Here is a 12207-nt window from a genome sequence, read left to right on the forward strand (position 1 = left end):
ACCCGTGTCCGATACACGTGCCAACAAGCGATTCCGCTCGCAGGAGTGGTTCGACAACCCCAACAACCCCGGCATGACCGCGCTCTATGTGGAGCGCTATCAGAACCAGGAATACACCCGCGACGAGCTGCAGGCGGAAAAGCCGATCATCGGCATCGCCAACAGCGGCTCTGACATCGCGCCGTGCAACAAGATCCACGTCTTCCTGATGGACCGGATCAAGGCGGGCATCCGCGAGGCGGGCGGCATTCCGATGGAATTCCCGGTGCACCCGATTCAGGAAACCGGCAAGCGGCCCACCGCCGCGCTCGACCGGAACCTCACCTACCTCGGCCTCGTCGAGGTGCTGCACGGCTATCCGCTCGACGGCGTGGTGCTGACCACCGGCTGCGACAAGACCACCCCGGCCATGCTGATGGGCGCGGCCACGGTCGACATTCCCGCCATCGCGCTCAACGGCGGTCCGATGCTGGATGGCTGGTGGAAGGGCAAGCGCGCGGGCTCGGGCACCATCGTCTGGGAATCGCGCCGCCTGCTGTCGGAAGGCAAGATCGACTACGAAGAGTTCATGTCGCGCGTCTGCTCCTCGGCACCCTCGCTGGGGCATTGCAACACCATGGGCACGGCCTCGACGATGAACGCCATGGCCGAGGCGCTCGGCATGTCGCTCACCGGCAACTCCGCGATCCCCGCGCCGTTCCGCGAGCGCATGGCGATGGCCTATCAGACCGGCAAGCGCATCGTTGAGATGGTCTATGAGGACCTCAAGCCGTCGGACATCCTGACCCGCGAAGCCTTCGAGAACGCCATCGTCGTCAATGGCGCCATCGGCGGCTCGACCAACGCCCCGCCGCACCTGCAGGCGGTCGCCCGCCACGCCGGTGTCGAGCTTGACGTGAAAGACTGGGAGACCATCGGCTTCGACGTGCCGCTCCTCGTCAACATGCAGCCCGCTGGCGAATACCTCGGCGAGAGCTTCTTCCGCGCTGGCGGCGTGCCCGCGGTGATGGAAGAACTGCGCAAGGCGGGCCGCATCCACGAAGGCGCGATGACCGCCAGCGGCAAGACCATGGGCGAGAACGTCACCGGCCTCGGCTCGGTCGACACCGATGTGATCAAGACCTATGACGCGCCGATGCGCACCAATGCAGGCTTCAAGGTTCTCTCGGGCAACCTCTTCGACAGCGCCCTGATGAAGACCTCGGTGATCTCCGAGGACTTCCAGAAGCGCTTCCTGTCGGAGCCGGGCAAGGAGGGCATCCTCGAGGCCCGCGCCATCGTCTTCGAAGGCCCCGAGGATTACCACGACCGGATCAACGATCCCGAGCTGAAGATCGACGAGCATTGCATCCTGTTCATCCGCAACGTCGGCTGCGTCGGCTACCCCGGCTCCGCCGAGGTGGTGAACATGCAGCCGCCCGATGCGCTGATCCGGCAGGGCATCAACCACATGCCCACCGTCGGCGACGGGCGCCAGTCCGGCACTTCGGAAAGCCCCTCGATCCTCAACGCCTCGCCCGAGGCGCTTGTGGGCGGCGGTCTGGCCTATCTCGAAACCGGCGACATGGTGCGGCTCGACCTCAATGCCAGCACGATGAACGCGCTGGTCGATGACGCCGAATGGGAGAAGCGCAAGGCCGACTGGCAGGCGCCCGAACTGGTCAACCAGACCCCGTGGCAAGAGATCTACCGCCGCCATGTGGGGCAACTCTCCGACGGCGGCTGTCTCGAACTGGCCACGGCCTACCAAAAGGTCGCCCGCGTCCTGCCGCGCGACAACCACTGACGCAGATCAGTTCCGGCGCGGGCGAGGGGACGCCCGCGCCGTTTCCTTGTCCAATCTCCTGGGAGGAGTTTCATGCAGAGCATCATCATCACCGGTGCGGGCAGCGGCATCGGCCGGCTGACCGCGAAATCATTCCTCGACGCGGGCTGGAAGGTCGGCCTCGTCGGGCGCCGCGAGGCGCCGCTTGAGGAGACCGCGGACGGCAATCCCAACGCGCTGGTTCTGCCCTTCGACGTCTCGGACCCCGCCGCGGTGGAGGCGGGCTTTGACAAGGCGATGGCCGAATGGGGCCGCATCGACACGCTGTTCAACAACGCCGGCGTCAATGTGAAGGGCGCGATGATCGACGAGATCCCCGCCGAGGATTGGCTCAAGCTCTCCTCGATCAATATCTCGGGCATGTTCCTCTGCGCCCGCGCCGCCTTTGGCCGGATGCGCAAGCAGGACCCGCAGGGCGGACGGATCATCAACAACGGCTCGGTCTCGGCGCATGTGCCGCGCTGGGGCTCGGCGCCCTATACCACCTCGAAACATGCGGTCACCGGGCTGACCCGCTCGCTGTCGCTGGACGGGCGGGCGTTCAACATCGCCTGCGGCCAGATCGACATCGGCAATGCGCTCACCGACATGGCGCAGGCGATGACCCAAGGCGTGCCGCAGGCCGATGGCTCGATCGCCGTAGAGCCGGTGATGGACGCGAAACATGTGGCCAGTACGGTGATGCATATGGCCACGCTGCCGCTCGAGGCGAACGTGCAGTTCGTCACCGTCATGGCTCCGGCCATGCCCTACATCGGGCGCGGCTGAGCGCCAACCGGCACCCCGGCGATTTACAATCGCCGGGGTCTGGCCTATCTGGGGGCCGACGTAAAACAAGGCGCTCCAAATGCCCAAAACGCTCGTGACCGGCGCCGCCGGATTTATCGGTTTCCACCTGTGCCAGCGACTGCTTGCCGAAGGCCATGAGGTCATCGGTCTCGACGCGATCACCGATTATTACGATGTCTCGCTCAAGCGCGACCGCATCGCGCAACTGGAGAACGAGCGTTTCACCTTCGTGAAGGGCCGGGTCGAAACCCGCGGCCTGCTCATGGACCTCTTCGCACAGCACCGCTTCGACTATGTGTTCCACCTCGCCGCGCAGGCCGGGGTCCGGCACTCGATCGAGCAGCCGCGCGACTATCTCGACAGCAATATCGCAGGCACCTTCGAGCTGCTCGAAGCGGCGCGGGCGCATCCGCCCAAACATATGCTCATCGCCTCGACCTCTTCGGCCTATGGGTCGAACACCGAGATGCCCTATGTCGAGACGATGCGGACGGACCACCAGATGTCCTTCTACGCGGCGACCAAGAAGGCGACCGAGAGCATGGCGCACAGCTATGCGCATCTCTACGATCTGCCGATCACCATGTTCCGCTTCTTCACCGTCTACGGCCCGTGGGGGCGCCCGGACATGGCGCTCTTCAAGTTCACCAAGGCGATCCTGCAGGGCGAGGCGATCGACGTCTACAACCGCGGCGACATGATGCGCGACTTCACCTATGTGGACGATCTGGTCGAAGCGCTGGAACGGCTGGCGCCGCTGGCGCCCAAGCGCGGCGCGCCCGCCTGCGCCGAAGACAGCCTGTCGCCGGTGGCGCCGTGGCGCGTGCTCAATATCGGCAACGGCAGCCCGGTGCAGCTGACCGCCTTCATCGAGGCGATCGAGGCGGCCACCGGCCTTACCGCCAAGCAGAACCTGCTGCCGATGCAGCCCGGCGACGTGCCCGCCACATGGGCCGACACCACGCTGCTCACCGCGCTGGCGGGCGATGCGCAGCACACGCCGGTGACCGAGGGCGTGCGCCGCTTCGTGGCGTGGTACCGCGCCTATTACGCGGTCTGAGCCGGGCCGGATCGGGGCCGATCTGAGCCGGACTGGTCCCGCCGCTTCTTCTCTTTGAAAATACGCCGGGGGTGAGGCCGCAGGCCGAGGGGGCAGCGCCCCCTCACTGCCCCTATCTCACATCCGCGGCGGACGGTGATGCGGCACGCCGCGCTGCCGCTCGCGGTGCCATATGTAAAGCCCGGCGCCGATGATGATCGCCGCGCCCAGCAGCGTCCAGGGCGTCGGCCATGTGCCGAAGATCAGCAGGCCCGCGGCAGCGGCGCTCAACAGCTGCAGATAAACCACCGGCGCCAGAACCGAGGCATCGGCATAGCGGTGCGCCGCAGTCGCCAGCATATGCGCCACCGCCCCGAAGATGCCGATGACACCCATCATCACGCCGACGCCGGCGCTCTCGGGCGCCTCCCAGCTTGGCAGCACCACCGGTGCCAGCAGCAGCGTCGGCAGCGCGCCGCCCCAGACCTGCGAGGTGGCGTTGCTCTCCTTGCCCGCCATTTGCCGCGTGAGGATGAAATAGAGCGCGGCGCAGCTCAGCGCGCCCACCGACAGCAGCATGGCCGGGTGGAACTCCGCGCCCCAGGGCTGCATCACCACCAGCACGCCCAGAAAGCCGACGCAGACCGCGCCGATCCGATGCGGGCCGACCTTCTCGCCCAAGAGCGGGATCGCCAGCAGCGTCACCACGATCGGCCCGGCGAACATGATCGTCGTGGTCACGGTGATCGGCAGATAGCCAAGCGCGAGGAAGTTCAGCATCGTGCTGCCAAACAGCGCCGCGGCGCGCAGCGTCTGTTTCCACGGATGTTCGGTGTGAAACAGCGCCTTTCCCTCGCGGGGGAAGAAGGCGACGAGCACCAGCACCAGATGCGCGGCATAGCGGCACCAGACCACCTGCAGCGCCGGGATCCCGTGCTGCAGCAGCCATTTCGCCGAAGTGTCGATACAGGTGAAGCCGATGACGCCAATGGCCATCAGCGTCAGGCCCAGGGCCGTCTTGTCTTCGCGGGGAGCGACGGCCATGGCTCAGCGCGTCCGCGCCGGTTGGAGGGGCATTCGTTCAGCCTTTCAGGTGCTTGGAGAGGTAGTCGACCATTTCCGGCACCATGTGCCCGGCAAAGCCGTTCTGCAAGGCCTCGGCCAGCGTTTCCGATGCACAGCCGGACATGCGCGAGCGCGCCCCCAGTTCTTCGGCCATGGCGCGGTAATAGCCCACGTCCTTGGCGGCATTGTCCACCGAGAAGGCCAGATCGAGCTTGCCGTCCATCGCCCAGCTTTTGATGAAATCCATCATGCCCGAATGGTTCGGCCCCGCCGCCAGCACGCCGTAGAGTTTCTCGCGCGGGATGCCCGCGGCGTCGCCCATGGCAAAGGCCTCGGACATGGCCATGGCGGTGGTCATGGCAAAGAAGTTGTTGATCAGCTTGATCGTATGGCCAGAGCCGAGCGGCCCGAGGTGAAAGACGTTCTCGCCCAGCACGTCCAGCACCGGCTTGACCTGCGCATAGGTCGCTTCATCCCCGGCGCACATGATGTTCAGCTTGCCCTCTTTGGCGTGGGCGGGCGTGCGCCCGAGCGGCGCGTCGAGATAGCTTGCGCCCTTGCTCGCCAGTTCTGCGCCGATGCGCTGGGTCGAGCCGGGCAGGGAGGTGCCGAAGTCGATGACGATCTGCCCCTCCTTGGTGCCCGCCAGCACGCCATCCTCGCCGAAAATCCGGCTCTCGACCTGCTCGGAGGTGCCGACGCAGAGCATCACGATGTCGCTGCCCGCCGCCAGATCACGCGCCGACCCCGCCTCGGAGCCGCCCCGCGACAGCGCTTCTTCAACGCCGCTGCGGTCGCGGTTGCCAAGGACGCTCACGTCGTAGCCCGATTTTTGCAGGCATTCGACCATGGCCCGGCCCATGAGGCCGAGCCCGATGAACCCGATGCTGGGTTTGCTCATGTCTAGTCCTTCCTATGTGAAGATGAGGAAGGCGCGGGCTTACATCACCGCGCCGACCTGCCAGGGCACGAACTCATAGTCGCCAAGCCCCAGCGCTTCGGATTTGCTCTGCTCGCCCGAGGCCATACGCAGCCACATCTCATAGATCTCGCGGCCCACCTCTTCGACCGAGGCGCCCTCGGTGAGGATGCGCCCGGCGTTCACGTCCATATCCTCGGTCTGGCGCTGATAAAGCTCGTTGTTCGAGGCGACCTTCATGGTCGGCGAGGGTTTCGCGCCAAAGGCCGAGCCGCGCCCGGTGGTGAAACACACGAGGTTGCAGCCCGAGGCGATCATCCCGGTGACCGAGGCGGGATCGTAGCCGGGGCTGTCCATGAAGGTGAAACCCTTCGCGGTGACCGGCTCGGCGTATTTATAGACGCCCATCAGCGGCGTGGTGCCGCCCTTCGACGCCGCGCCGAGGGATTTCTCGAGAATGGTGGTCAGCCCGCCCTTCTTGTTGCCGGGCGAGGGGTTGTTGTCCATCGAGCCGCCGTTGCGCTCGGTGTAATCCTCCCACCAGTGGATCAGGTCGATCAGCTTCTTGCCGATCTCGGGGGTGGTGGAACGGGCGGTGAGCAGATGCTCGGCGCCGTAGATCTCGGGGGTTTCCGACAGCACGCCGGTGCCGCCCTGCGCCACCAGCAGGTCGCAGGCATGGCCGACGGCGGGGTTGGCGGTGATCCCCGACCACGCATCCGAGCCGCCGCATTCGAGGCCAACCATCAGTTCCGAGGCCGGGCATTCGCTGCGCGTGGCTTTGTTGACCTCGGGCAGCATCTTCTCGACCTGCGCGATGCCATGTTCGACGGTCTTGCGCAGCCCGCCCTCGTCCTGGATGTTCATCTTCTGGAACAGCGGGCCGGGGGTCAGCCCATAGGCCTGCACCAGCCAGTCGATCTGCATCACTTCGCAGCCAAGACCCGCCATCAGCACGCCGCCGACGTTGGGGTTGCGCGCATAGCCCCAGAGCACGCGCTGCAGGAACTCAAAGCCGGTGCCGTCGCCGCCCATGGCGCAACCGGTGCCATGCACGAAGGCGACAACACCGTCGACATTGGGGTAGGCGGCCAGCTTTTCGGGGGTGAAATGCTGCGCGATCATCCGCGCGGCGGTGGCCGAGCAGTTCACCGAGGTGAGGATCGCAAGGTAGTTGCGCGTGCCGACCCGGCCGGTCGAGCGGCGGTAGCCCATGAAGGTGTCTTGCTTTGTGGCAGGCGGGACCGGGCGCAGGTTGGTGCCGAACTCATAGTCGGCCTCGACGTTGCGGAACTCGAGGTTGTGGGTGTGGATATGCGCGCCTGCCGGGATGTCCTCGGCGGCGTAGCCGATGATCTGGGCGTATTTGCGCACCGGCGCGCCTTTGGCGATGTCGGTGGTGGCCATCTTGTGGCCGCGCGGGATCAGCGTGGTCGCGCCCTCGTCGCCCACTTCGAGCGGGACGACTGCGGTGACGACGTTGTCATGTTCGGAAAGACGGACGGTTTTCATCTTGGCATATGCTCCATGGAGCGGCTGTGTGGGGTGTCGGGCAAAGGCCGGGCGGCGCATCTTCGGCGCCAGCGGGGTCTTTGGGAAACTCTCTGCCTCCGATGCCGGAGGGTCAAGCGAAGGGGCGGCGCTTGGCCGCCCCTCCGAAAAGGTCGCGTTACAGGAACAGCGTCACCAGCGGCGGCCAGGCCAGCAGCACCAGCAGCGCCAGAAGCTGCAGACCGATGAAGGGCAGGAAGCCGCGGAAGATGTCGGTGAGCGAGATATGCGCCGGGGCGACGGACTTCAGATAGAAGGCCGCGGGGCCGAAGGGCGGCGACAGGAAGCTCACCTGCATGTTCATACAGAACACCACACCGAACCAGATGCCGATATAGCTGCTGTCCACATGGCCGAGCCAGCCGATTTCCTCGGGGGGCAGGCGCATGACGATCGGCAGGAACACCGGCATGATCAGCAGCACGATGCCGACCCAGTCCATGAACATCCCCATGATCAGGAAGATGAACATCATCACAAGGATGATCCCCATGGTGGGCAGGTCCGAGCCGACGATCAGGTTGGCCACATAGCTCGGGCCGCCCGCCAGCGTGTAGGCCGCCGCGAGGGCTGCCGCGCCGATGGTCACCCAGATGATCGTGCCGGTGGATTTGAGCGTGCGCATGACCGCATCCCAGACCACCTCAAAGCTCATCTCGCGGCGGATCAGGCCGATGACGAAGACCGCCACCACGCCCATGCCCGCGGCCTCGGTGATGCCGGTGATGCCGCCATAGATCGAGCCCAGAACGACGCCGATCACCACGGTGGGCGCGATCAGGCCCTTGCCCATCTCCCAGCCGACGGCGGTGCGCTCACGGCCGACGATGAAGAAGACCACGATGGCAAAGACCACCAGCGCGCCGATCAGCCACGGGATGTCCGACACCATGCCAAGCGGGATCGGGTCCACGCCCTCGGTCACGGTGTTGGCGCCGGTGACGGTGAAGAACAGTGCGCGCAGCGTCAGCACGGCCACGATCCACATGCCGAAACGCGACAGGAAGCCGAGGAACATCAGGGCTTTCTCGCTGCCCGCCGGGGCGTCCGGATCTGCCGGGGGCAGGGGGGCCTCGTCGGGGTTCATCCGGGTGCGGATGAAGATGTAGATCATGAAGAACGAGGCCAGCATGAAGCCCGGCAGGAAGGACGCGGTGAACAGCGCCTTGATCGAGGTCTCGGTGACGAGCCCGTAGAAGATCAGAACGATCGACGGCGGGATCATCGTGCCAAGCGAGCCGGACGCGCAGATCGTGCCGATGGCGAGGTTCTGATTGTAGCCAAGGCGCAGCATCTGCGGCAGCGCAATGAGGCCCAGCAGAACCACCTCGCCGCCGATGATGCCCGACATGGCGGCCATGATGACGGCCATGATCGAGGTCACGAAGGCGATGCCGCCCCGGGTCCGCGACAGCCACACGTTCAGCGAGCTGTACATGTCCCGCGCGATGCCCGAGCGTTCTAGGAGTGAGGCCATAAATATGAACAAGGGTACTGATATCAGTACGTAGTTCACCATCTGCCGATAGACCGCCTGACCCAGCACCGCAAAGGGTCCCATGCCGAAGCGCCCGAACAGCAGATCGGGGCCGAATTTCATCACAAGCGTCGCAACTGCCAGAAAGGCGGAGGCGAAGCCCAGTGGCATCCCGATCGCCAGCAATGCGAACATTGCCAGCAGCAGGATCAGGCTGAGTGTGCCGATATCCACCATTTAAGTCAGTCCTCCAGCGTGCGACGGATGTTTTCAATCTCCGTCTGGTCGATCTCGTCCGCGGGCGAGTGGTGTTCGGGGGCCTTGTTCCAATCCGCGATGAGGTTGGAGAGCGCCTGCAGCGCCACGAGGCCGATGATGATGATGAGGCCGATCTTCAGCGTCGCCGGCAGGGGCGGGTCCCACGCGGTGCCAAAGGTCTCCATACGGCCAAGCTTCTGCATGGCTTCGTTGTAGCCACCCCAGAGCAGGCAGAAGAAGAACACCCAGATCAGCGAGACCGAGATCACGTCGGCCAGCTTCTGCATCCAGCGCGGCATCATGTCATAGATGATGTAGATGCGGATGTGGCTGCGCTGCTGCATGGAATAGAGCCCGGCGAACAGGAACACGAAGGACGCGATCCACAGCGACAGTTCGTTGGCCCAGAGCGTGGGCTTTTCGAAGACGTAGCGGGCCACGACCTCGTAGAACATCACCAGCACGATGGCGATGATCGCGATCATCGACAGGCGCGACAGCACCAGCGACAGGATGTCGAGCGGGCCGGTGGGCTCGATCTCGATCGAGCCGCGGGTGTCCGACAGATAGAGCGAGCCGAACAGCAGCGCGGCGAACAGCGCCCACAGCATCACCGACACCATCGGGCGGCCTGCGGGGCGGAGCATTTCGTACATGCCGACAGGTTCGGCAGAGATGAACTGGCTGAGCACGAGCCAGGCGTACACGGCCAGCGCAAGCCCGGTGCTTATCAGGGCCAGCAGCCGGACCGGGCCGCGTAGCGAGCCGAGCCAGAGGCTTTGATTGGACATTGGTTAACCCTTTCGGAGGAGGGGATGTCAGGGTCGATGTGACAAGGATGAAACAAGAAGGGCGGGCCCGGGTCTGGGCCCGCCGCTCTGCCTGTCACGGATCAGGACGCGAAAGCCGTCCTTATTCCGCCGAGATCAGACCCAGCTGGCCCAGGTAGTCCTTGTGGCTTTCCACAAGCGCCTTGGCTTCGGGCGACTTCTCGGCCCAGACGTCCCACGCCGACTGCGCGGCTTCGCGGAAGGTGGCACGATCTTCTGCGGTCCAGTCATGCAGCGTGACGCCCGCCTCGGTCAGACGTGCGGCTGCTTCGTTGTTGGCCTTCTCGAAGTAGAGAGCCGAGCGCAGCGCGAGCTTTTCCATCGCGGTTTCGATGATGCGCTTGTTCTGGTCCGACAGACCGTCCCAGACCATCTTGTTGCACGCAAGGTGGTCAGACGGCATCGAGTGGAAGCCGGGGTAGGTGGCGTGTTTGGCCAGATCGAACAGGCCGATCGACTCGTCGTTGGCCAGACCGGAATAGTCGGTGCCTTCGATGATGCCGGTTTCCATCGCGGTGAACACTTCGGTGAAGTCCATCACGATCGGCGATGCGCCGAGGTTTGCGAAGATCTCGGTTTCCATGCCCGGGGGCGAACGGAATTTCCAATCCTTCAGATCGTCGGGGCCGGTGATCGGGGTCGAAGAGACCAGCGATTCCTGACCGTAGACCCACCAGCCGATGAGCTGCATGCCGAACTCATTATAGAGTTTCTGTGCCTGCTCGAGGCCGCCGCCGTAATACAGCCACGACAGCTGCTGGTAGGGGGTGTCATAGCCGCCCATGATGTCGCCGACGAACTGGAAGCCAGCGTTCTTGCCGGTCTGGTAAGCACCGCCGGTCATGTCGCAGTCGAGAATGCCGTTGGCTGCCGCGTCGAAGGTCTCGACGGTCGCCACAACCGAGGAGGCGTAGAACATCTCGATGTCGATCGCGCCGCCCGACATTACTTCGACGTCGTCGACGAATTGCGCGGCAAGTTTGCCCGAGGTCTGCTCGGGGTTGTAGTGCGTCTGGATGCGCAGGGTCACGTCCTGTGCCAGCGCCGGGCCAGCCAGAACCGCGGCCGCAGTTGCAGCCTTCAGCAGGGTTTTCACTTTCATGTCTTTCCTCCCAGTGATGGGGTCTTCCCCCGGTGTCGACACTCCCTCACAGTGTCGGATGGTATACCATCTGGAATCGAAGCTAACCCAACGTGGGATCGACAATCAACAATTTTTGGTATACCAGATGGGAAAAGAGTAGGTCTCCTTCCCCTCAGAGGGACCCCGGTCTAAATCCACATGGCTCCGCGCGCGGAGTGCATGATAACGAGCCGACAAGGCTGAGACTGAGAGGCCCACATGCCCGACATCCCCGCCGAGAGCGCTGCCGAAGCAACTCTGGCCGAGCAGATCGCCGCCCAGCTGCGCCGTGATATCCTGCGTGGCAAGCTGCCGCCGGACACTGCGATCAAAGAGCGCGACAATGCTGCCGACCTTGGGGTCAGCCGCACACCCATGCGCGAAGCGATCCGGATTTTGGCGCAGGAAGGTCTCGTGGTGCTGCGCCCGGCCCGCAGCCCGATCGTGGCGCGGCCCACCGTCAAAGAAGTGCACGATCAGGTCGTGGTGCTCTTGGCGCTGGAAAAGCTCTCGGCGCAGATCGCCTGCGAGCGCGCCACCGAAGAAGACCTCGACCGTCTCGCCGAGCTCAACGAGAAGATCGCCGACGCCTATGACCATGTGGATGCGCTCGACCTCTTCGAGATGGACATGGCCTTTCACCGGCTGATCGCCGAGGCCGCACATAATGAGGCGCTGGCCGAAACCCATCACGCCTATCTCGCCCGGCTCTGGCGCGCGCGCTTCCTGTCGGCGACCATGCGGCGCAACCGCGAGCGGGTGGTGACGCATCACAGCGCCATTATGGATGCGCTGCGCGCCCGTGACCCTAGGGCGGTCGATGCGGCGCTGGACCAGCACCTCGCCAATCTCGCCGAAGACATCTCGGCGGCGATCGAGGCCGAGAACACCGCTGCGGGTGGGGCAGGGGGGTAAGCTCCCCTGCACGTCGCACCTCATGCGCATGGGGTGTGCATACGTTGTGCATGGATTGTGCCTATCCGGTTTCGCGATTCCGGCCCGAGTCTGGGGTGAGTCTGGCGTGACTCGGGTGCTGCTTTTCACCACCTTGTTGATAACTCTGTGGGCGGCGCAATATCTTGTCCCTTGGGCGGTTTGCTCACCCTGCGGCACCCTACGCCGCGAAGGGCAGTCGGCAAAAATTCGCGCTCTAAGCCTCTGTTTTCATGCTGTTTTTGGCGAATTTCGCAAAAACTTCACGGGTCTTTCGAAAAACCGCTTGCGGGTCCTGGTGGGTATCCGTAAAAGCCCCCTCACCGGCGGCGCTGAGGCGCTAGGCGGGACGCCAGACGGGGCGGCGGCGAGGCGGCAAGCTGAGCCAGCGCAGACGA

The 12207-nt window shown here is 64.7% G+C and carries 11 protein-coding genes; 5 read left to right on the forward strand and 6 right to left on the reverse strand.

Annotation, left to right across the window (positions count from 1 at the left end; genetic code table 11):
* The first annotated feature begins 4 nt into the window (after nt 1–4).
* The 3 genes from G0A00_RS05370 to G0A00_RS05380 all read left to right on the forward strand — a co-directional run bounded on the left by G0A00_RS05370 (nt 5) and on the right by G0A00_RS05380 (nt 3674).
* Nucleotides 5–1786: an IlvD/Edd family dehydratase gene (locus G0A00_RS05370; protein ID WP_164182396.1), complete on the forward strand. Its 1782-nt coding sequence runs from the start codon at nt 5–7 to the stop codon at nt 1784–1786.
* A gap of 72 nt (nt 1787–1858) precedes the next feature.
* Nucleotides 1859–2593, forward strand: a complete 735-nt coding sequence (locus G0A00_RS05375) for an SDR family oxidoreductase (protein WP_066104865.1) — start codon at nt 1859–1861, stop codon at nt 2591–2593.
* 79 nt (nt 2594–2672) lie between these two features.
* Nucleotides 2673–3674: an SDR family NAD(P)-dependent oxidoreductase gene (locus G0A00_RS05380; RefSeq protein ID WP_164182397.1), complete on the forward strand. Its 1002-nt coding sequence runs from the start codon at nt 2673–2675 to the stop codon at nt 3672–3674.
* 117 nt (nt 3675–3791) lie between these two features.
* Here the strand turns inward: G0A00_RS05380 and G0A00_RS05385 are convergent, their stop codons facing one another.
* The 6 genes from G0A00_RS05385 to G0A00_RS05410 all read right to left on the reverse strand — a co-directional run bounded on the left by G0A00_RS05385 (nt 3792) and on the right by G0A00_RS05410 (nt 10855).
* Nucleotides 3792–4697, reverse strand: coding sequence for a DMT family transporter (locus G0A00_RS05385; RefSeq protein ID WP_164182399.1), 906 nt, complete (start codon nt 4695–4697; stop codon nt 3792–3794).
* A 37-nt stretch (nt 4698–4734) separates the two neighbouring features.
* Nucleotides 4735–5619, reverse strand: coding sequence for an NAD(P)-dependent oxidoreductase (locus tag G0A00_RS05390; protein ID WP_164182400.1), 885 nt, complete (start codon nt 5617–5619; stop codon nt 4735–4737).
* 39 nt (nt 5620–5658) lie between these two features.
* A complete protein-coding gene (locus G0A00_RS05395; RefSeq protein ID WP_164182401.1) occupies nt 5659–7149 on the reverse strand; it encodes a UxaA family hydrolase in 1491 nt (496 codons plus the stop codon).
* Nucleotides 7150–7306: 157 nt separating this feature from the next.
* Nucleotides 7307–8902, reverse strand: a complete 1596-nt coding sequence (locus G0A00_RS05400; protein ID WP_203595280.1) for a TRAP transporter large permease subunit — start codon at nt 8900–8902, stop codon at nt 7307–7309.
* Nucleotides 8903–8907: 5 nt separating this feature from the next.
* Nucleotides 8908–9714, reverse strand: a complete 807-nt coding sequence (locus G0A00_RS05405) for a TRAP transporter small permease subunit (RefSeq protein WP_164182402.1) — start codon at nt 9712–9714, stop codon at nt 8908–8910.
* Between the two features lie 121 nt (nt 9715–9835).
* A complete protein-coding gene (locus G0A00_RS05410) occupies nt 9836–10855 on the reverse strand; it encodes a TRAP transporter substrate-binding protein (protein WP_066104880.1) in 1020 nt (339 codons plus the stop codon).
* A gap of 240 nt (nt 10856–11095) precedes the next feature.
* On the opposite strand from G0A00_RS05410, the gene G0A00_RS05415 reads away from it, so the two are divergent.
* Entirely contained in the window at nt 11096–11791 is a 696-nt protein-coding gene (locus G0A00_RS05415; RefSeq protein WP_164182403.1) for a GntR family transcriptional regulator, read from the forward strand.
* A 115-nt stretch (nt 11792–11906) separates the two neighbouring features.
* The coding region (locus G0A00_RS26335) for a hypothetical protein (protein ID WP_203595281.1) at nt 11907–12207 on the forward strand (301 nt) is incomplete at its 3' end.

Origin of the sequence: Salipiger sp. PrR002 (genome assembly GCF_010500775.1) — a bacterium.
Taxonomy (GTDB): domain Bacteria; phylum Pseudomonadota; class Alphaproteobacteria; order Rhodobacterales; family Rhodobacteraceae; genus Salipiger.